Source organism: Enterobacter dykesii (assembly GCF_008364625.2).
GTDB lineage: Bacteria > Pseudomonadota > Gammaproteobacteria > Enterobacterales > Enterobacteriaceae > Enterobacter > Enterobacter dykesii.
Map to the genome: position 1 here is coordinate 3,367,585 of NZ_CP126604.1, position 20,031 is coordinate 3,387,615.

Consider the following 20,031-nt stretch of genomic DNA (forward strand, 5'->3'; position numbering starts at 1 on the left):
TGCATTGTACAAAGTCTGGCGCAGGGATGCCACGTCTGGACGCGGCATTTACGAAAATAATGTGTAAACGAAACCGTTAACTTAACGGGTACGAGGACACACTTCGCCTTCTGCGAAGAAGAAAGCGATTTCGCGTGCAGCAGATTCAACAGAGTCAGAACCGTGGGTGCCGTTCTCGGTGAAGCTGTCAGCGTAGTCAGCGCGCAGAGTACCAGCCAGCGCGTTGTCCGGGTTGGTTGCGCCCAGCAGGTCACGGTGACGCTGTACTGCGTTTTCGCCTTCCAGCACAGATACCACGATTGGACCGGAAGTCATGAACTCAACCAGGCCGTCAAAGAATGGGCGACCTTCGTGCTCAGCGTAGAAACCGCGAGCCTGCTCAACGGTCAGGTGCAGCATTTTGGTGCCAACAATTTTGAACCCTGCAGATTCAAAGCGAGCGAAGATGCTGCCAATAACGTTTTTTGCCACCGCGTTTGGTTTGATGATGGAAAAAGTACGTTCAATAGCCATGATAACCTCTGTCAATGTTCTGTTGTTTTGCATACCTGAGTATGGTGTGGCGCGGATTATAATGAGCAATAGCGCCATTGCCTATGGATTCAGGTAACATTTTTTTAAAATAAGACGAGTTTTAGCAACAGCTCACATCTGAAAGCTATTTTCAGGTCACTGCAGCGTAAAATTCACCGTCGCGACCTGACCGGTCTCATCCATAACGAGTAACTGATAATCGCCCGATTTATCAAGCTGTAATGTGTAAACTCTTCCCTTCACATTCAGCGGTTCACCGTTCAAAAACCACCAGCGCTCACCGCTATTGCCGGTCGCCTGAAGCGGCAGCGAAACGCGGGATTCCCCCGGCAGACGTTTGATGACGGCCCCTTCACGCACGCCGGTCAGAATGAGGGGCGCAGATGCGTCCTGCGACAGCGGAGGACAGGTGGTTGATGAAGGAGGGACCCTTACCGCGCGACGCTCGGTCGCTGGCAGCCACGGCTCCAGCGGCAGCGGCCAGACATCCAGGAATTTTTCAGTTGCATCAGGGCAATCTGCCGCCATGCGTTTACCCGTTTTATCCAGCCAGACCGGAAAACGAATGCCGCGTATCCCTTCCTGTTCGGGCAATAGCAGCGTGGGCGGTTCACTCCCTTCCAGCAGCCAGGTCGACAGGCGACGTCGACAGTTTTCACTGCCTTCCGGCAGCGACTGGCCGCCCGGCCAGCAGATCACGCCCCGCCCGACGCTTGCCGGACGCGGATCGCGCGGCAGACGGGCTTCGTCTACCGTTGAGCGCGACTGAAGCAGGTTATTGACCTGGTTTAACAGCGGAACCGCACTGGCAAACCCAAACTGACCAGCCACGGGCGTGCCGTCCGGTCGTCCGGTCCAGATGCCAATCACATAACGGGCATTCAGACCGATGGCCCAAGCATCACGGTAGCCGTAGCTGGTACCGGTTTTCCACGCCAGCGGCGCAACCTGCGGTAGCGCATTATCCGGCAGCGGCTGCGCTTCATTAGCCAGAATACGGCGAATAATCCACGCCGAGCCGGGTGATAACAGCGGACGTTCAGTCAGCGGATCGCCCGGCTGCAGGCGTAGCCTACCCGCCTTACCGTGTCGGGCAAAAGCACTGTAGGCCGCAGCGATATCTGCCAGCCGGGCGCCTGCCCCGCCGAGGATCAGGGACAGATTCGGCTGCGCCCCCGCGGGCAGGATCAGCGGCAAGCCTGCGTTGCTCAGCATCCCGGCAAAACGTTTTGGCCCGTAGGCTTCCAGTACCTGTACCGCGGGCAGGTTGAGGGAGCGCACCAGCGCTTCACTCATGCTGACCGGTCCGTGGAACCCGCTGTCAAAATTTCCGGGCCGATAGTCACCGGTTTTTCTGGGAACGTCCTGAAGCAGCGAGGCGGGATGGATCAGGCCATCGTCCAGCGCCATACCGTAAATAAAGGGCTTTAACACCGATCCCGGGGATCGGATCGCATTGACCATATCCACGTGGCTGAAACGCGTGTCATCGTTGATATCCACCGATCCCACCCAGCCGCGCACTTTCATATCGGTGTGATCGACCACGATCATCGCCAGCGAGCTGCGTGCCGGCAGGCGGGATTTCCAGTTTATCGCCAGCTCTTCCAGCTGCCGCTGCAGTCCGGCATCCAGCGTGGTGACAATTTTTGCGTTGCGACTTTTGCCGAGCATCATCCGCGCAAAGAGCGGCGCCAGCTGCGGCATCTGTCGGGGCGCCAGCCATACCGATTCTTCCCGCGATTCTTTGACCTGCTTTGCGGACCAGACCCCCTGCGTCGCCATGCGGTCGAGCACTTTATTGCGCGCCGCTTCGGCCCGTTCAGGCCAGCGATCCGGGCGTAAACGACTCGGTGCCTGCGGCAGCACCGCCAGCAGAGCCGCGTCGGAATAGCTGAGTTGCGACGGCGGCTTGCCGAGATAGGTCCAGCTTGCCGCCCCGACGCCCTGCAGCGTGCCGCCAAACGGCGCGCGGTTGAGATAAAGCGTGAGAATTTCGCGTTTGGAAAGATGCCACTCCAGCTGCATCGCCCGCCAGAGTTGACGAACTTTGCCGCCAAAGGTACGCGGATGCGGATCCAGCAGTCGCGCGACCTGCATGGTGAGCGTGCTTCCGCCAGAGACGACCTTGCCAGAACTGAGATCCTGCCAGGCGGCGCGCAGGACAGAAAGCGGGTTTACGCCGGGGTGATCCCAGAACCAGCGATCTTCGTACTGGATGAGCGCCTCAAGATAACGGGGAGAGACCTCTTCGATCGTCACCGGATAGCGCCAGATCCCGTCGCTATCGGCAAAACGCCAGAGCGGCGTGCCCTTCTCATCCACCACCACCCGGGCGGGGTTAACCTCTTTCAGAGGCAACGGCCACAGGCGGTCGGCAACGATAATCAGCCCCCATAAAACGAGAAGCGCTCCCGCCAGCCATAGCCAGCGGGAGCGTGTCAGACGTGCCATTCGCATTTTACGGAACAACAATCAGCGGGCCGCTGGCCGCCCCCGTTGCCCGCCACTGTGGAACGTACATAGACTCCACCATCGGAACTGGCACCTGGTAGGTTCCCGGCGTCACGGCGCGGGCCAGATAGACCAGCGTGACCGGCTGGCCTTCATTTACCGGTACGGCAGCCACAAAGCGGTCGTCGCGGAATTCCATATGCTGAATGTCCGCCTGCTGCATCTGGCTGAGCAGGTTCTGTACCTCACTGCCGCTGTCCTGCAGGCTGGCGCTGCTGCTCGCCAGATTCTGGTTTTCCAGCTCCAGACCCGCAGGGAGGAGATCCACCACCAGCGCGTCCGGCACGTTCTGGCTGGCTTTAACTTCCAGCCAGACCAGCACCAGTTCACCGCTCTTCAGCGAAGAGAGCGATTTACTGCTGCCATCGGTTGCCAGGATATGACGTTCCACCTGCAGCACATTCGAGCTCGGCTGTGGGGCATATTCCGGATAACCGGTGCTGTCCAGGCGTACCCACAGCGGTGTTGTCCCGGTATTGGTCACCTGTAGCGCGCCAAGCTGGTCGCCGCTCACGTTTTGTACCAGCGACTTATCGCCGCCTGATGCGGCCTCAGACAGAGACGTTTTTGCCTGCCACGCACCGGACAGGGTTTGCAGCGAACGTCCTGCCAGGAACAGCGCGTTGCTCTCCTGCGTTGACAGCCAGCGCTGGCTGAAGGCCTGTTCAGACAGGGCATTCAGCAGCGTATTTTGCGCATCCGGCAGCAGCTTGTACTCCTCCAGAAGAGAGAGCATCAGCGCGTTATCGCGAAGCTGGCTACCGTAATCGGCCATCCAGGTTTTGCTGTCGTTGCGCGGCGTTTTGAGCGCCAGATCCAGCGCCTGCTGGCTGCGCGGGGCATCGCCCATCAGTTTGAGCGCCATGCCCAGCTGCATCAGCGGCAGACCGGACGCCGCCTGAGCGTGACGATCCCAGATTTCACGCAGCGCGCCCAGCGGCGCTTTTTGCTGACGTGCCAGCACCAGCGCGGCATAGGCCTGCACGGCGAACTTGCTGGCCTGCGTATCGTCGCTGTAGCGAATAGACATCATGCCCGGGTCCTGCAGGTAGCGCAGCAACCGGCTATTGGCATTATTCACCGCATCGGCAGGCACGCTGTAGCCCTGCTCGCCCGCACGGATCAGGAAGTCGGTCACGTAGGCCGTCAGCCAGTACTCTTCCGGACCGTTTTTATCCCACAGCGCGAACCCGCCGTCTTCACGCTGCATCTGCAGCAGACGGGAAATACCGATATCAATGGCGGCACGGCGTTTATCGTCCGTATCACCTTTGATGCCAAGCGCCGTAAGCTGCGCCGCGTTGGTGTAGAGCGACGGGAACAGACCGCTGGTGGTCTGCTCCAGACAGCCATACGGATATGCCTGCAGTTCGCGAATATATCGCGCCAGGTTGAGCGGTGGTTTGCCGCTCAGCAGCAGTTGCCCCTGCAGGGTAGCAGGAGAGAAACCGTTACTGTGCTGCGCCGGTGCGGTCCAGGACTCGCCGGGGTTCAGCATGGCACCGGTATTCACCGTCTGCGCCGGGAACGCCGGACGCACGCCGATTTTCCAGCTCTTCTGCTGCGGTGCAAAGGTCTCGTCCGGGAGCTGCAGGCCGGTCACCTGAGCGGTCACCTCGCCATCACCATAACCCTCCAGCGCACGCACCGGAATAAACAGGGTGCTGCGTGCGCCAGGAGACAGCTGAATCGGCTGCGGCTGCCCGCCTTCCAGCGACAGTTTTCCTGTCGCGGTCAGGGCAACGTTCAGCGTTTGCGGCTGGTCGGTGAGGTTGGTGATATCCAGCGTCAGCCGCGAGGTATCCCCGCTTGCCAGGAAGCGCGGCGTATTAAGCTCGGCAATGACCGGCGCGGCCACCACAACCTTGCTTTCACTGCTGCCGAAATCGTCCTCCGTCCAGGCCTGCGCCATCAGACGCAGCTCACCGTTGAAGTCTCCTATGGGCAGCGTAACCGTGCCTTCTCCGTTGGCATCCAGCGTAACCGGCTGTGCCTGCTGGGCAATAATGGTGACGTGGTTTACCGGCGGTTTACCGCCGCGCTTCAGCTCATCACCGTCACCACCAAAACGCAGCGCGGCCAGGCGGCCCTGCCCTTCAATGACCTGGCCGTAAATATCGTAGATATCCGCGCCGTAGCGCTTCTGACCAAAGAAAGCCTGCCACGGATCCGGCGTAACGTAATCGGTAATATTCAACACGCCGCTGTCTACCGCCGAGACCAGGACGTTCACTTTCTGCGGCACCGCACCTTCTTTCACGCTGGCTTTCACCTTCACAGAAAGCGTCTGGTTTGGACGCATCTTCTGTGGGTTATCAAGCGCAATGTTCAGACGGCGATTTTCATCGCCCATCGGCAGATGCAGCAGGCCGACCGCGCGTTTCGGCGTGGCGGATTTGGATTTATCCCCAGGACGTACCACTAGCGTGCTGAGATAAAGATCGTGACGTTTCCAGGCTTTGTCGACCGGGATAGCGAGATCAAGCCCGTTTGCCGGTACGTCGATCTCTTTCCACCACAGCGGCCCTTCGCTGGACTCAATCATCGCATAGCCCTTGCCTGCTGCCGGCGCGGCAATGTGCAGGTTGATGGTATCGCCTGGCTGATAGGCTGGCTTATCCAGCTTCAGCGTCACGCGGTCAGGACGTGCAGCCCCGGTGCCGTCGCTGTTATCCTGCCAGCTGTAGCCTGCCCAGAAGCGCACGCTGCTGACCATCTCATCAGGTGCTTTAACTTCCAGACGATAAGAGCCCCACTCCACCGGGAAGGTGACTTTACCCGTCTCGTCGGCCTTGAGCGTCAGCTCCTGCTCGCCTTCAACCAGATCTTTTTGATCGAACTGAGACTGCCAGCCTTCGCTCTCAGACCAGTTCCAGAAGTAGTCACGGCGCTCGCGGATCAGGCGAACCTGTAAACCGGACACTGCCTTTTTCGCTCCGCTGGCATCGGCGTAAACGATATCGAAGCTGGCATTGCCGTTCTCGTCAACAATCGGCTGGTTGACGGTGGTATCGGTGCGGTAGTCGTAAACGGCTTTACTGGCGAACTGAGGGCGGATACCCGGCAGCTCAGCCGCCGGCCAGATTGCCTGCTCAGCGCGACGCGTCACCGGACGACCGCCGGATTCCAGCAGGCTGGCCTGCAGGATCAGCTGCAGCGGAGAATGCACCTCTTTCCACTGGCTTTCGGTAGAAACCTGCCCACGCCCCTGCTCATCAAGCGTAAGCTGCACTTCATCCAGACTGCGGCTCAGGTTCTCCTCGGCGATATCGCCAAACTGGAAGCCCGGCAGCGCAGCCACCGCGTCACGCAGCGGACGCAGGAAAAGCTGGCCCTGCAGAGAATTACCGTTGGCCGGTGCGCCATACAGGTAATAGCCCACCACGTTAAAGTCGACGTTATCCTGCGGTGAAACCGGCGTTTTTTGTCCGCTCAGGTTGAGCGCCATGCGCTCAGGCATGAAGTCTTCGACGTGGAAATCCCACAGGCGCTGCAGGTTATCGCCCGTGTTGGCGCGGATATGCCACATGCCGGTCTGCGCCCCGCTGTCCAGCGGATAGTTAAAACGATAGAGTCCGTTCTCTGGCTTGACGACAATCGTACGCGCGACCAGTCCATCCGGGCGCAGCACGTCAAGCTTCACGGGCTGATCCGGAAGTGGCTTACCGTCACTGTCGCGCAGTAAGCCGTTGAGGATCACCGTTTCACCCGGGCGGTAGAGATCGCGTGGGCCAAACATAAAGAATTGCTTACTGTAGCCAGGGCTACCGGCAATATCGAACTCTGCCAGATCCAGCGCAGGAAGCTTGAGGTCAAGCAGCGTAGTCTGGCCGTCTTTACTCGCCAGAATCAGCGCGGCCTCTTTGTCGGTCTCAAGCTTAGCGTGGCCATCGCCGTCGCTTTTCGCTTCGGCAAGGGTCTGCCCTTTATCGTTCAGCAGCGTGACGGTCACGCCGGACTGCGCCGCACCGTTTTCCAGACTCTGGGTGAAAATATCCAGGCGGTTATGGTAACGGTGAGCGGACAGGCCAATATCGCTTAAGGTAAAGAGCGTTGCGGCGTTGCTGTAGTTGTAGTGCCCGGCCTGGTTCATGACCGCGATATAAACGCCAGACTGCTGGAGCGGTTTAATATCCTTCAGGGGCAACAGCAATTTTTCGCGCGTATTGCGCGCCGGATTAAGGTCGAATCGACCGGTGTAAACCAGCTCCGCCATCTTCAGCAGGTTATCGGATTCCCAGTTGGTCAGCGAGTTACGGTACTCCCACTGGCTGACAAGGGAGGCCAGCGATTCCGGCTTCACGCGGTAAAAGTTGACATCAACATTGTTGACGTTGAGCGCCATCACCGGCAGACCTTCCACCACTTTGCCCGGCAGCAGCGAGCCGCGGCTGGCAAAACCAACGGTGGGTTCAATGTCCCGGGTGGTCAGGGCTTTTTCATAATCAATGCCAAACGTCGCCTTGTTCAGCGCCTGCAGGTCACGTTCAACGGTGACGACCAGGTTACGGTTAGGTTCCAAGTGGCGCAGTCGAAGCTCTTTCAGGTTAGGCGCAAGTTCCCACGCCCCGTCAACCTTGCCGCTTTTCTTATCCACGACATGCACCGTTTTGGCGAAATCCTGATCGGGATTCAGCGGAACAGAAAAGGTCAGCACCAGCGTGGCGGCACCGTCGAGCTGGACTTCTGAGGTATCCAGCAGGGTCAGCGCTTTTCCCTGACTCTGGGCGGCAAGCTTAGCCAACGTTTCAGCATTGGGCTTTTCTGCAGCTTTCGGTGTTGATGCTGTGGATGCCGCGGGAGCCGCAGCCTGAGATTTATCGTCGCTGTTATCACAGCCGACAAGCGTAAACGTGGTAAGCAGCGCGAGAGAGATCGCGGCTAAGCGAAACGGTTTCATCCTGTGTCCCTGGCCTGAGGGGGCCTGTTGGTCGTCGTCCGGATAAGTATTATCCGCAAGTTTCGTTAATTCAAAAAGGCCAATTTTAAAATGTGGAAAGCGCCTCGCAGAACGGCATCACGTCGCTACACCGTGATGGAACCGCGATCACAGCACATAACGTCACATGTTACCTTTCACGTCATTTGTTTTTAAAACAAGAAGATAGCTGGCTAAGCTCGCCCGAAGACTGCTAGTTTTATGACCATGACGCACCCCGAGTGCGCGGTTCAAAAAGAGAGAAAGCCATGAAACGAGCCGTGAACGCCCTACAAAATTTCGGAAAATCATTGTATGGACCGGTCCTTATCTTACCGATCGTCGGTCTGTTTATCGCCTTTGGTAACGTTCTGGGTAACGGTAATCTCGCTGAATACCTGCCGTTTCTGGGCCATCCGCTGATTCAGCATCTTGGTCAGCTTATCGCGAAATCTGCCGTGTCGGTGCTGGTCAACCTGGCGCTGGTGTTTGCCGTCGGGATCCCGATTGGTCTGGCGACGCGTGATAAAGGCTATGCCGCGCTGATTGGTCTGGTGACCTTTGTGGTGTTCATCAACGCCATGAACGTCACGCTACAGCTGCAGGGCGCGCTGGCGCCAGCGGCCCAGATGAAAGCGGCCGGGCAGACCATGGTACTGGGCGTACAGGTGCTGGAGATGGGCGTTTTTGCCGGGATCCTGACCGGGGCGCTCTCCGGCTATCTGTACAACAAATACTCCGGCGTACAGTTTAACGGCGCGATGGCGATTTACTCTGGCCACTGTTTTGTCGCCATCGTCATGCTTCCCGTCTCCATGCTGCTCGGCGTGGTGATGAGTGAAATATGGCCCTTTGCCCAGCACGGTATTAGCGCCCTGGCGCTGGCCATCAAAGGCTCCGGGCCGCTTGGCGTGGCAATCTACGGTTTCCTGGAACGTATTCTGGTCCCCACCGGCCTGCACCATCTGGTTTATACGCCATTCCTCTATACCGAGCTGGGCGGCACGCAGGAGGTATGCGGCACAACCTATCAGGGCGCGCGCAATATCTACTTCGCCGAAATGGCCTGCCCGGACGTGAAGGAGCTCAGCAGCACCGTGGTGTGGGACGCGCGCGGCATCAGCAAGATGTTCGGCCTGCCTGCCGCAGCCCTGGCGATGTATATGACCGCAAAGCCGGAGCGTAAAGCCATTGCGAAAGCCATTCTGATCCCGGCGGCGCTGACCTCTCTGCTGGTCGGCGTGACCGAGCCGATTGAGTTCTCCTTCCTGTTCGTCGCTCCGCTGCTGTTCGTGGTGCACGCGGTGCTGACCGGCATCGGCATGATGCTGTTCTCGCTGCTGGGCGTTCACGCCATCGGTGCCAACGGGATTATCGACTTCATCCTCTACAACCTGCCGCTCGGCACGGAGAAGTCCAACTGGCCGATGTACATCGTGGTTGGGCTGATCATGTTCGCTCTCTACTTCGTGGTGTTCCGCTTCCTGATCCTGCGCTTCAACATGAAAACGCCGGGCCGTGAGGATGAAGATCAAGAGACGCGCCTCTACAGCAAGCAGGAGTACCAGGCGAAGGGCAATAACGACGGGCTGGGTGAATCCATCGTGGTGGGACTCGGCGGTCGGGAAAACATTGAAGTGGTGGACAACTGCTACACCCGCTTACGCGTCACGGTGAAGGACGTCGCCATTATCGACGAGCCGCGGCTGAAGGCGACCGGCGCGAAAGGGATTATCAAACAAGGTAACAACGTTCAGGTGGTCTACGGGCTGCACGTCAAAAAAATGCGAGAAGCCGTTGAGACGTTTCTCTGAAAGGAGCTAAAGATGTTTACACCCCCATTCATTCTGTCGATTGCCGGCGGCGGCAGCACCTACACGCCGGGTATTGTGAAAAGCCTGATGGTGCGCCTGCAGGATTTCCCGCTGGCCGAAATCCGCCTTTATGACATCGACGAGGCGCGCCAGAACACCATTGCGCCGGTCGTCGAAAAGGTCATCCGCGACCACAGCCAGAGCATCAAGTTCACCGTCACCAGCGACCCGGAAGTGGCCTTCAGCGGCGCGCATTTCGTCTTCGCCCAGATGCGCGTCGGCCAGTATAAGATGCGCGAGCAGGATGAGAAGATCCCGCTGCGTCACGGGGTGGTCGGCCAGGAAACCTGCGGACCCGGCGGGCTGGCCTACGGCCTGCGCACGATCCTGCCGATGGTTGAGCTTATCGATCTGGTGGATCGCTACGCGCACGAAAAAGCCTGGATCGTGAACTACTCCAACCCGGCGGCGATCGTTGCGGAGGGCGTGCGCCGGCTGCGTCCGGATGCGCGGGTGCTGAACATCTGCGATATGCCTGTCGCCGCCATGCGCAATATGGGGGCGATTCTGGGGGTCGATCGCCGCAGGCTGGAGGTGGACTACTTCGGCCTGAACCACTTCGGCTGGTTTACCCGAGTACTGGTGGACGGCGAAGACAAGCTTCCCGAGCTGCGTAAGCATATCGCGACGTTTGGCCTGCTGACGGAAGATGCGGCCAAAACCGATCCGCAGCATTCCGATCCATCATGGGTAAAAACCTGGCGCAACATTAAGCCAATCATGGACCATTTCCCGGAGTATCTGCCGAACCCGTATCTGCAGTACTACCTGATGCCGAACCAGATTGTGGAACACCAGAACCCGGACTATACCCGCGCCAATGAAGTGATGGACGGGCGCGAGAAAAAGCTGTTCGCCGCTGCCGAAGAATATAAGCGCACCGGGATCCTGCCTGATGCCTTCCACGTGGGCGTCCACGGCGAGTTTATCGTTGACGTCGCCTGCTCGCTGGCCTTTAACCTGCACAGCCGCCATCTGGTGATGGTGGAAAACCGCGGGGCGATTACCAACCTGCCTTACGATGCGGTGGTGGAGGTTCCCGCTTATATCACCTCCGAAGGCCCGGAACCGATTCGCGTCGGTCAGGTGCCGCTGTTCCATCAGACCCTTTTGCAGCAGCAGCTCGCATCTGAACAGCTGCTGGTAGAGGCGACTATCGAGGGGAGCTATGAGAAAGCCCTGCAGGCGTTTACCCTCAACCGCACCGTGCCGACCATGGAACACGCGAAGGCGATTCTGGATGAAATGATTGAGGCCAACAGCGACTACTGGCCAGCGCTGCAAAAAGCCTGGCAAGACGGCGAACCGGTGAAAAAATAGGGGCTTGCTCGCGAGTTGAACGTGGTTTGCTTGTCGGTGTCAGAAAAAACACCGACAATCCTTTTTTACGGAAAAGAATGGAGGCAACCCATGTCCACCTCATATTTTGTCGCCGCCGACTGGCTGATTGAGCACGGCGACGATCCGGAAGTTCAGATTATCGACGCGCGTATGGCCCCTCCGGGACAAGAGCATCGTGACGTGCCCGGTGAATACCGTGCAGGGCACCTGCCTGGCGCGGTATTTTTTGATATTGAAGCCCTCTCCGATCACAACTCTCCCCTGCCGCACATGCTGCCGCGCCCGGAAGCGTTTTCCGTGGCGATGCGCGAGCTGGGCGTCAGCAAAGACAAACACCTCGTTGTCTATGATGAAGGTAACCTCTTCTCCGCGCCGCGCGCGTGGTGGATGCTGAAAAACTTCGGCGTGGAAAAAGTCTCGATTCTTGCCGGCGGGCTGGCGGGCTGGAAGCGCGACGAGCTGCCGCTTCAACAGGGTGACGTAACGCTGCCGGAAGGTGAATTCGACGCGACCTTTGACACCCACGTGGTAAAACGCCTGACCGACGTGCTGGTCGTGAGCCATGAAAAAACGGCGCAAATCGTCGATGCCCGTCCAGCGCCTCGCTTCAATGCCGAAGCGGACGAACCCCGTCCGGGGCTGAAGCGCGGACATATTCCGGGCGCGCTGAACGTGCCGTGGGGCGATCTGGTGTTTGAGGGCGAGCTGAAAACCACCGACGAGCTGCGCGCCATTTTTGACCGTGCCGGCGTTGATTTACACCGTCCAATTATTGCCAGCTGCGGCTCCGGCGTCACGGCCTGCGTGGTGATCCTGGCGCTCGCCACGCTCGGCGCGAACGACGTCACGCTATACGACGGCGCCTGGAGCGAATGGGGCGCGCGTGACGACCTGCCGGTTGAACCGGCGAAATAATGGATAATCGCCTGGCCACGCTGTTAACGCGCGGTGCGTCGCTGACCCGCGCGGAGTATCGCGTCCTCGCTCACCTCACGGAGCATCCGCTGCTGGTGGGCAACATCACGGTACGCGAGCTGGCGCAGGCGACGTTCGTTTCTACCGCCACCATCATGCGGCTGTGCCAGAAGCTGGGGTTCAGCGGCTTTAGCGAGTTTATCTGGCACTGCAAGCAGCTGCTCTCCGACACGCCGCATATTGCCGCTCAGGGGCAGTCGCTTCCTGAACTCCCGGCGCTGTTTAACCAGTTTATCGCCAACTATCAGCACACCTTCCAGTGGGTCACGCAGGAAAAACGCCAGCAGTTTGCCGACCTGCTGCGCCAGAAAGAGAGCTTCTTTCTCTACGGGGCCGGGTTTTCCTATCTGTTTGCGGAGTACCTGACCAAGAAGCTGCAGGTGCTGGGCAAAACGGCGTTTATCTCCGGGCCGGGAGACAGCCGGAATATTTTCCTCAGCAACGCCTCACGCTATCAGGTGTTTATTGCCGTCTCGCGCAGCGGCGAAACCGAGCAGGTGCTGGATAAAGCTCGGATTGCCAAAAACGTCGGTATGACGATCGTCGCGTTTACCCGCGCCTCGGCCAACACGCTGGCGGGGATGGCGGACGTGCATTTTGCCCTCTATGACGAAGCGGTACACTTCGCCGCCGAAGCCGCGGGGGTGACGTCGTTTGAGTCGAATCTGGTGCTGCTGATGGATTTACTGCTGCTGGAAGCAACGGGGTGATATTCACCCCGCCGTAATCAGATGATGCGGTTGGTTTTGAGATCGCGCAGGAAGCCGCCCCAGCGACGCTCGTAGAACGGGGTGATGTGCTCGGTAATAAAGTGGCTGATGCCCTTCTCGCCGTTCTTCACCTGGCAGATATCAATCGGCTCATCGCCCGGCAGCGTGTCGGTCGCCACGCTTCCCGCCGCCTGAATGATTTCGTCGATATCGCCGTCCGCCTCAATACCAATCAGCAGAACCGGATGCTCGTCCGCACGCTCTTTAATGGAGCAGAGAAACGCGCGTCTAACCGGTTTCAAGGTTTTGAACAGCGTCGTCAGGGAATCAATCATCTGCGCGGGCGGCTCGGCCACTTCAGACAGCAGCAGCGTTTCGCCCCCTTCCAGCACTTCCTGGGTGCTGAGCGGGTTGCCCTCTTCACCTATCAGATGGCTGATTTCACGCGGCGTAAACTCTTTCCCGGTCGGCAGCTTCGCGTTAAGGAACAGCGTCTGGCCCAGCGTCATTTCAAACAGGGTACGCACCGGCATCACTACGAACGCCTGTTCGTCTTCTACCGCTTCCTGCAGGGCTTCCAGCGAGGTAAAGAACGGGATCACCGAACTGCCGTCGTCTTTCTCCCAGTGCAGCAGATCCAGCGCGCTGTCTTCGACAACCTGCTCACCTTCCGCGGCAGTGCCAGGCACCCAGACGGTGGATTCCAGCAGCGTGCGGAAAAATGCCGGACGGTGGGCGGGCTCGGTCGCCGCCTGCTCCAGCAGGGTTTCTAATTCGTTTTTGGTTTCGGACATAACAATTCCAGATGATGCATTTCCCCCTCTCCCCCTGGGAGAGGGGGAGAGGGCAATAACGATTACTCAGCCGTCAGCAGGTTCGCCACGGTACGCACGCCCAGACCGGTCGCGCCCGCGGACCACTGCTCAACTGCCGCTTTACGGTACGTTGCGGAACAGTCGATGTGCAGCCAGCCTTCGTGGTAGTTCTCAACGAAGTGGGACAGGAAGCCTGCCGCCGTGCTTGCACCCGCCGGGTACGCCGCGCTCGCGGTGTTGTTCAGCTCGGCAAAGTTGGACGGCAGCTGGCTGCGGTGGAACTCGGCCAGCGGCAGACGCCAGAACGGCTCGTTTTCCGCAGCGGCGCTTGCCAGCAGGCGAGCGGCCAGCTTGTCGTCGAAGCTGAATAGCGCGTGGTAGTCGTTACCCAGGGCGGTTTTTGCCGCGCCGGTCAGGGTCGCCATGTCGATAATTAGCTCTGGCTTCTGGGCAGACGCGTCGATCAGGCCATCGGCCAGCACCAGACGGCCTTCGGCGTCGGTGTTCATCACTTCGACGTTTTTGCCGTTGCGATAGCGAATGATGTCGCCCAGCTTGAAGGCGTTACCGCTCACCATGTTGTCCGCGCAGCACAGATACAGCTTCACGCGCTTGTTCAGACCGCGAGTGATGGCAAACGCCAGCGCGCCGGTGATGGTTGCCGCGCCGCCCATGTCGGACTTCATGGAGTCCATGAACGCGCTCTGCTTCAGGCTGTAGCCGCCGGTGTCGAAGGTGATGCCTTTCCCGACCAGGCAGGCAAAGACCGGCGCCGCTTTATCGCCGGTTGGGTTGTAATCCAGAGCCAGCAGGACCGGAGGGCGCTCGGAACCACGGCCCACGGTGTGGATGCCCATGTAATTCTGCTCGCGCAGGTCTTCACCTTTGGTAATGCGATAGGACATCTTGTCGCCGGCCACGCCGCACAGCAGGTCAACCGCGCGCTGCGCCAGCTGCTCCGGACCAAGCTCTTCCGCCGGGGCGTTGATGGTGTCGCGCACCCAGTCGATGATTTGCAGGCGGCTTTCCAGCTCTTTCTGACCGGCTTCGTCGAGGTTCGCCCACTCAATTTTGCGGGTGCCTTTCGGCCCTTTGTAGCCTGCCCAGAATGCCCAGCTGCGGTCGGTGTCCCAGCCTTCGCCTTCCAGGGAGACATGCTTAATGCCCAGGCCGTCAATTTTACGCGCGGCGCGCTGGATCAGACCCAAATCGTCGTTGCCCGTCAGGTGCAGGGTTATGCCGTCATTGTTGATGCTGTAGCTGGCTTTCTCGCCCCAGCGCGCGTCGGCGGGCTGCGTCGAGAGCGTAATCTTCATCGCTTCGGTCATTTTATTTTTCCTTATTAGCAACTAGCAAACGGGCCGCCTGAAGGCAGCCCGTTATGTTTTTTATTCTGCTTCATCTAACCAGACTAACAGAATCGCCTCCAGAATTTTTTCATTGGATGCGTTTGGATCGTCGTCGAAATCCTCTAAATCGCAGATCCACTGATGCATGTCGGTGAATCGTACGGTCTTCGGATCAAGATCCGGGTTCGCGTCGTAGAGCGCTTCGCCGATTTCACGGCTGTCTGTCCACTTCAGTCCCATATCAATGCTCGCGTGCGTGGTTGATGGTGTAGCGTGGGAACTCCACGACCAGATCTTCATCGGTCACCGCCGCCTGGCAGCTCAGGCGGCTGTCAGGCTCCAGACCCCATGCTTTATCCAGCATGTCGTCTTCGTCTTCGGTGCTCTCAGCGAGAGAATCAAAACCTTCACGCACGATGCAGTGGCAGGTGGTGCAGGCACAGGATTTTTCACAGGCGTGTTCCACTTCGATACCTGCACGCAGGGCAACATCGAGAATGGTTTCACCGGTCTTCGCTTCCAGAACAGCGCCATCCGGACAGAGGTCCGCATGAGGCAAAATAACAATCTTTGGCATATTAAACCTCGTCCACGGACTGGCCTTTCAGCGCGACGCGGACAGATTTGTCCATGCGGCGAGCAGCAAAGTCCTGGGTTTGTTTATCAACGTTTTTAATGGCTTCTTCTATTGCGTCAGCGTCATTGCCTTCTGCTACTGCGCTTAAATGCGCGGCAGCGTCGTCAATCACCTGGCGCTCAGCGGCGCTTAACAGCGCGGCATCGGCAGCGAGCGCGCCGCTCAGGCTCTCCAGCACGCGGGCGGCTTCAACTTTTTGTTCAGCCAGCATACGCGCCTTCACATCCTGCTCGGCGTAGCTCATTGAATCCTGAATCATGGAGGCGATTTCGCCATCGGTCAGGCCGTAGGACGGCTTCACCTGGATGGACGATTCCACGCCGGTGGATTTTTCCATCGCCGTGACGCTCAGCAGACCGTCCGCATCCACCTGGAAGGTGACGCGAATATGCGCCCCACCCGCAGGCAGCGCCGGAATGCCGCGCAGCGCAAAGCGCGCCAGAGAGCGACAGTCCTGCACCAGCTCACGTTCGCCCTGCATTACGTGGATGGACATCGCGGTCTGGCCGTCTTTGAAGGTCGTGAACTCCTGCGCGCGCGCCACCGGAATGGTGGTGTTACGCGGGATCACTTTCTCCACCAGGCCGCCCATGGTTTCTAAACCCAGCGACAGCGGGATGACGTCCAGCAGCAGCATTTCGCTGTCCGGCTTGTTGCCGACCAGAATATCGGCCTGGATTGCGGCGCCCACGGCAACCACTTTGTCCGGGTCGATGGAGGTCAGCGGCGTGCGGCCAAAGAATTCGCCCACGCGCTCGCGCACCAGCGGCACGCGGGTCGAACCGCCCACCATGACCACTTCCAGCACCTCGTTCGCCTCAACGCCCGCATCTTTCAATGCGCGACGGCAGGCCAGCAGGGTGCGCTTCACCAGCGGGGCAATCAGATCGCTGAACTGGTCGCGGGTGATCTCACCCTGCCAGCCCGCAACGTTTACGGTAACCGTCTGCGCATCGCTCAGGGCGATTTTGGCGTCAATCGCCGCATCCAGCAGTTCACGCTGGACGCGCGCATCGCTGCGATCGCTGATGCCCGCCTGCTCGCGAATGTAGTCCGCCAGCAGATGGTCGAAGTCATCGCCACCCAGCGCGGAATCCCCGCCGGTCGCCAGCACTTCAAACACCCCACGGCTCAGGCGCAGGATCGAGATATCAAAGGTACCGCCGCCGAGGTCGTAAACCGCAATGACCCCTTCCTGACCGGAGTCGAGGCCGTAGGCAATCGCCGCCGCCGTCGGTTCGTTCAGCAGGCGCAGCACGTGCAGGCCCGCCAGACGCGCGGCGTCTTTGGTGCCCTGACGCTGTGCATCGTCAAAATAGGCCGGAACGGTGATGACTACGCCGTCCAGATCGCCGCCGAGCGTCGCCGTCGCGCGCGCCGCCAGCGCTTTGAGGATGTCGGAGGAAACGCGAATCGGGTTCAGCAGACCGGCCGCGGTCGCAATCATCGGCAGGCCGTTTTCACTGGCCTGCAGCTGATACGGCAGATGCGGATAGCGGGTCTGAATATCGGTCAGCGAGCGGCCCATCATGCGCTTCACGGAGCTGATGGTGTTGGCCGGATCGCGCGCGGCGTTGGCGCGGGCGTCATAGCCGACCGCGTGCCCCTGCTGCTGGTAGTGGACTACGGAAGGCAGCAGATGGCGGCCCTGCTCGTCAGCCAGCGTTTCCGCCTGGCCGCTGCGCACGGTCGCCACGAGGGAATTGGTGGTGCCCAGATCGATACCCACCGCCAGACGACGCTGGTGCGGTGCGGCACTTAAGCCAGGCTCACTAATTTGTAATAAGGCCATAATTGCTTCCGAAATTAAAAATCGAGCAGCTTTTCTTCGAGTTGTTCAGCACTGCTTCGCAGTTTATCGAGAAAACGGAGTTTGCGCACAGTGTCTGCCGCCACGTCCCAGGTCTCGTTGTTCAGTTGCTCCACCATCTGCTGATGGCGGGTATCGAACATGCCCTTCACGCGCGTGATGAAGCTTTCCAGACGCGCTTCGTCTTTGGCCTGTTCAATCTCATCCAGCTCTTCGCGAAGCTCCAGCTGCTCCATCAGAAACGCCGTGTCACGCACGGTGTGCTGTTCGCTCGCCAGATCGAATCCGTGGAGCGAGAGCAGGTACTCGGCACGACTCAGCGGATGACGCAGCGTCTGCCAGGCCTGGTTGATGGTCGCAGAGTGCGATACCGCAGCCAGCTGTTCTGCCTGAGTACCACTGGCGAATTTATCCGGGTGATACTGACGCTGAAGATCCTGAAAACGGATTGTCAGCGCCTGGAGATCAATCGGGTATTGAGCGGGTAGTCCGAAGAGAGTGAAGTAATCCATAACAATCTCAGGGGTAGCCTGTTAGAACAAACCCCACGCGCAGCAGGTAAGCCACGGTGGGGTTTCGGATAACGCGCGGTTAAACGTGGAAGCTTTCGCCGCAACCACACTCGTCTTTGACGTTCGGGTTCGTGAATTTGAACCCTTCGTTCAGGCCTTCTTTAACGAAGTCCAGCTGAGTGCCGTTGAGGAATTGCAGGCTTTTGCCATCGACCACCACCTTCACGCCCTTGTCTTCGAACACGGTATCATCAGACGCCGGTTCATCAACAAACTCCAGTACGTAAGCCATACCAGAACAGCCGGAGGTACGTACGCCCAGTCGCAGGCCAAAGCCTTTACCACGGTTCGCCAGAAAAGAGCTTACTCGCGCGGCAGCGCTGTCGCTAAGGGTAATCGACATACTCAAACCTCAATTATTTTGCTTCACGTTTGCTTTTATAGTCCGCAATAGCGGCTTTGATCGCGTCTTCTGCCAGAATTGAGCAGTGAATTTTCACCGGTGGCAGTTCGAGTTCTTCAGCAATATCCGTGTTCTTAATTGCCTGTGCTTCGTCCAGAGACTTGCCCTTCACCCATTCGGTCACCAGGGAGCTGGACGCGATAGCAGAACCGCAGCCGTAGGTCTTGAAGCGCGCGTCTTCAATGATACCTTCATTGTTGACTTTAATCTGCAACTTCATCACGTCGCCACACGCCGGTGCGCCGACCATGCCGCTACCAACAGATTCGTCGCTGTTGTCAAATGAGCCAACGTTGCGCGGGTTCTCGTAATGATCGATGACTTTTTCGCTGTATGCCATGATTGAATTCTCCTTATGTACCGATTAGTGATGTGACCATTCAATGCTGTTCAGATCCACGCCCTGCTTGAACATTTCCCACAGTGGAGAAAGGTCGCGCAGACGGCCGATGGAGTTGCGAACCAGCTTGATGGTGTAGTCAATCTCTTCTTCGGTAGTGAAACGACCTAAAGAGAAACGGATAGAGCTGTGCGCCAGCTCGTCGGTCATGCCCAGCGCGCGCAGCACGTAGGATGGCTCCAGGCTTGCAGACGTACAGGCAGAACCGGAAGAAACGGCCAGGTCTTTCAGCGCCATGATCAGCGATTCGCCTTCAACATAGTTGAAGCTGACGTTGAGGATGTTCGGCGCGCCCTGCTCGAGATCGCCGTTCAGATACACTTCTTCCATATCTTTCACGCCGTCCCACAGACGGTTACGCAGCGTGCGCAGGCGTGCCATCTCGGTTTCCATCTCTTCTTTCGCAATGCGGTACGCTTCGCCCATGCCCACGATCTGGTGAACAGGCAGCGTGCCGGAACGCATACCGCGCTCGTGACCGCCGCCGTGCATCTGTGCTTCGATGCGGATACGTGGCTTACGACGAACGTACAGCGCGCCGATCCCTTTCGGGCCATAAATTTTGTGGCCGGAGAAGGACATCAGGTCCACTTTCAGCTGGCTCAGGTCGATAGGCAGTTTGCCCACGCTCTGGGTCGCGTCCACGTGGTAGATGATACCGCGCGCGCGGCACATTTCGCCGATGGTCGCGATGTCCTGAACGACGCCGATTTCGTTGTTAACGTGCATGATAGAAACCAGAATGGTGTCGTCACGCATAGCCGCTTCGAGCTCTTTCAGGTCGATGATCCCGTTGCTCTGTGGCGCCAGGTAAGTCACTTCGTACCCTTCACGCTCCAGCTGGCGGCAGGTATCCAGCACGGCTTTGTGTTCGGTTTTGCTGGTGATGATGTGCTTGCCTTTTTTCTGATAAAAGTTGGCTGCACCTTTGATCGCCAGGTTGTCGGATTCGGTCGCACCGGAGGTGAATACAATCTCACGCGGGTCGGCCCCCACCAGGTCAGCAATCTGATTACGGGCGATATCAACCGCCTCTTCAGCATGCCAGCCAAAACGGTGTGAACGGGAAGCTGGGTTACCAAAGTTTCCGTCCAGGGTCAGACACTGCATCATTTTCTCGGCAACACGCGGGTCCACCGGCGTGGTTGCGGAGTAATCGAGATAAATCGGTAATTTCAT

The 20,031-nt window shown here is 58.8% G+C and carries 16 protein-coding genes; 4 read left to right on the forward strand and 12 right to left on the reverse strand.

Going from position 1 to position 20,031, the window contains the following annotated elements; translation table 11 throughout:
* Nucleotides 1-81 precede the first annotated feature (81 nt).
* From ndk to F0320_RS16005, 3 genes are all read right to left on the reverse strand, one after another.
* Nucleotides 82-513 carry a nucleoside-diphosphate kinase gene (gene ndk, locus F0320_RS15995; protein ID WP_003860625.1) on the reverse strand — a complete coding sequence of 144 codons (432 nt, stop codon included), beginning with the start codon at nt 511-513 and terminating at the stop codon, nt 82-84.
* 156 nt (nt 514-669) lie between these two features.
* Nucleotides 670-2,994: a peptidoglycan glycosyltransferase PbpC gene (pbpC, locus tag F0320_RS16000; protein ID WP_126329996.1), complete on the reverse strand. Its 2,325-nt coding sequence runs from the start codon at nt 2,992-2,994 to the stop codon at nt 670-672.
* Nucleotide 2,995: 1 nt separating this feature from the next.
* Entirely contained in the window at nt 2,996-7,948 is a 4,953-nt protein-coding gene (locus tag F0320_RS16005; protein WP_126329998.1) for an alpha-2-macroglobulin family protein, read from the reverse strand.
* A gap of 287 nt (nt 7,949-8,235) precedes the next feature.
* Between F0320_RS16005 and F0320_RS16010 the strand changes: the two genes are divergently transcribed.
* From F0320_RS16010 to F0320_RS16025, 4 genes are all read left to right on the forward strand, one after another.
* A complete protein-coding gene (locus F0320_RS16010) occupies nt 8,236-9,780 on the forward strand; it encodes a PTS transporter subunit EIIC (protein ID WP_126330000.1) in 1,545 nt (514 codons plus the stop codon).
* Between the two features lie 12 nt (nt 9,781-9,792).
* Nucleotides 9,793-11,160 carry a 6-phospho-alpha-glucosidase gene (locus F0320_RS16015; RefSeq protein WP_047652681.1) on the forward strand — a complete coding sequence of 456 codons (1,368 nt, stop codon included), beginning with the start codon at nt 9,793-9,795 and terminating at the stop codon, nt 11,158-11,160.
* Between the two features lie 90 nt (nt 11,161-11,250).
* Nucleotides 11,251-12,096 carry a 3-mercaptopyruvate sulfurtransferase gene (sseA, locus tag F0320_RS16020; protein WP_126330002.1) on the forward strand — a complete coding sequence of 282 codons (846 nt, stop codon included), beginning with the start codon at nt 11,251-11,253 and terminating at the stop codon, nt 12,094-12,096.
* The gene (locus F0320_RS16025) at nt 12,096-12,866 is read left to right on the forward strand and encodes a MurR/RpiR family transcriptional regulator (RefSeq protein ID WP_033146219.1); all 771 of its coding nucleotides are present in this window, start codon (nt 12,096-12,098) and stop codon (nt 12,864-12,866) included. The genes sseA and F0320_RS16025 overlap by 1 nt, the downstream gene beginning before the upstream one ends.
* Before the next feature lie 17 nt (nt 12,867-12,883).
* Here the strand turns inward: F0320_RS16025 and sseB are convergent, their stop codons facing one another.
* The 9 genes from sseB to iscS form a co-directional block, all read right to left on the reverse strand.
* Nucleotides 12,884-13,660: an enhanced serine sensitivity protein SseB gene (gene sseB / locus F0320_RS16030; protein WP_126330004.1), complete on the reverse strand. Its 777-nt coding sequence runs from the start codon at nt 13,658-13,660 to the stop codon at nt 12,884-12,886.
* A gap of 62 nt (nt 13,661-13,722) precedes the next feature.
* Complete coding sequence (pepB, locus tag F0320_RS16035) at nt 13,723-15,009, reverse strand: aminopeptidase PepB (protein WP_047652685.1); 1,287 nt, start codon at nt 15,007-15,009, stop codon at nt 13,723-13,725.
* A 60-nt stretch (nt 15,010-15,069) separates the two neighbouring features.
* On the reverse strand, nt 15,070-15,270 hold the full coding sequence (iscX, locus tag F0320_RS16040; protein ID WP_003860650.1) for a Fe-S cluster assembly protein IscX: 201 nt from the start codon (nt 15,268-15,270) through the stop codon (nt 15,070-15,072).
* A 1-nt stretch (nt 15,271) separates the two neighbouring features.
* Nucleotides 15,272-15,607, reverse strand: coding sequence for an ISC system 2Fe-2S type ferredoxin (fdx, locus tag F0320_RS16045; RefSeq protein ID WP_003860652.1), 336 nt, complete (start codon nt 15,605-15,607; stop codon nt 15,272-15,274).
* A gap of 1 nt (nt 15,608) precedes the next feature.
* Complete coding sequence (gene hscA, locus F0320_RS16050; RefSeq protein ID WP_126330006.1) at nt 15,609-17,459, reverse strand: Fe-S protein assembly chaperone HscA; 1,851 nt, start codon at nt 17,457-17,459, stop codon at nt 15,609-15,611.
* Nucleotides 17,460-17,473: 14 nt separating this feature from the next.
* Complete coding sequence (hscB, locus tag F0320_RS16055; protein WP_119915345.1) at nt 17,474-17,989, reverse strand: co-chaperone HscB; 516 nt, start codon at nt 17,987-17,989, stop codon at nt 17,474-17,476.
* A gap of 79 nt (nt 17,990-18,068) precedes the next feature.
* Nucleotides 18,069-18,392 carry an iron-sulfur cluster assembly protein IscA gene (iscA, locus tag F0320_RS16060; protein ID WP_003860659.1) on the reverse strand — a complete coding sequence of 108 codons (324 nt, stop codon included), beginning with the start codon at nt 18,390-18,392 and terminating at the stop codon, nt 18,069-18,071.
* Between the two features lie 13 nt (nt 18,393-18,405).
* Complete coding sequence (gene iscU, locus F0320_RS16065; protein WP_003860661.1) at nt 18,406-18,792, reverse strand: Fe-S cluster assembly scaffold IscU; 387 nt, start codon at nt 18,790-18,792, stop codon at nt 18,406-18,408.
* Between the two features lie 24 nt (nt 18,793-18,816).
* Nucleotides 18,817-20,031: a cysteine desulfurase gene (gene iscS / locus F0320_RS16070; RefSeq protein WP_008502157.1), complete on the reverse strand. Its 1,215-nt coding sequence runs from the start codon at nt 20,029-20,031 to the stop codon at nt 18,817-18,819.

What these genes read in the sequence shown, in the direction of transcription:
- iscX (WP_003860650.1), bottom strand. Translation starts at nt 15,270, where the DNA reads ATGGGACTGAAGTGGACAGACAGCCGTGAAATCGGCGAAGCGCTCTAC.
- pepB (WP_047652685.1), bottom strand. Translation starts at nt 15,009, where the DNA reads ATGACCGAAGCGATGAAGATTACGCTCTCGACGCAGCCCGCCGACGCG.
- F0320_RS16005 (WP_126329998.1), bottom strand. Translation starts at nt 7,948, where the DNA reads ATGAAACCGTTTCGCTTAGCCGCGATCTCTCTCGCGCTGCTTACCACG.
- hscB (WP_119915345.1), bottom strand. Translation starts at nt 17,989, where the DNA reads ATGGATTACTTCACTCTCTTCGGACTACCCGCTCAATACCCGATTGAT.
- iscA (WP_003860659.1), bottom strand. Translation starts at nt 18,392, where the DNA reads ATGTCGATTACCCTTAGCGACAGCGCTGCCGCGCGAGTAAGCTCTTTT.
- iscU (WP_003860661.1), bottom strand. Translation starts at nt 18,792, where the DNA reads ATGGCATACAGCGAAAAAGTCATCGATCATTACGAGAACCCGCGCAAC.
- iscS (WP_008502157.1), bottom strand. Translation starts at nt 20,031, where the DNA reads ATGAAATTACCGATTTATCTCGATTACTCCGCAACCACGCCGGTGGAC.
- hscA (WP_126330006.1), bottom strand. Translation starts at nt 17,459, where the DNA reads ATGGCCTTATTACAAATTAGTGAGCCTGGCTTAAGTGCCGCACCGCAC.
- F0320_RS16025 (WP_033146219.1), top strand. Translation starts at nt 12,096, where the DNA reads ATGGATAATCGCCTGGCCACGCTGTTAACGCGCGGTGCGTCGCTGACC.
- F0320_RS16015 (WP_047652681.1), top strand. Translation starts at nt 9,793, where the DNA reads ATGTTTACACCCCCATTCATTCTGTCGATTGCCGGCGGCGGCAGCACC.
- ndk (WP_003860625.1), bottom strand. Translation starts at nt 513, where the DNA reads ATGGCTATTGAACGTACTTTTTCCATCATCAAACCAAACGCGGTGGCA.
- F0320_RS16010 (WP_126330000.1), top strand. Translation starts at nt 8,236, where the DNA reads ATGAAACGAGCCGTGAACGCCCTACAAAATTTCGGAAAATCATTGTAT.
- pbpC (WP_126329996.1), bottom strand. Translation starts at nt 2,994, where the DNA reads ATGCGAATGGCACGTCTGACACGCTCCCGCTGGCTATGGCTGGCGGGA.
- fdx (WP_003860652.1), bottom strand. Translation starts at nt 15,607, where the DNA reads ATGCCAAAGATTGTTATTTTGCCTCATGCGGACCTCTGTCCGGATGGC.
- sseB (WP_126330004.1), bottom strand. Translation starts at nt 13,660, where the DNA reads ATGTCCGAAACCAAAAACGAATTAGAAACCCTGCTGGAGCAGGCGGCG.
- sseA (WP_126330002.1), top strand. Translation starts at nt 11,251, where the DNA reads ATGTCCACCTCATATTTTGTCGCCGCCGACTGGCTGATTGAGCACGGC.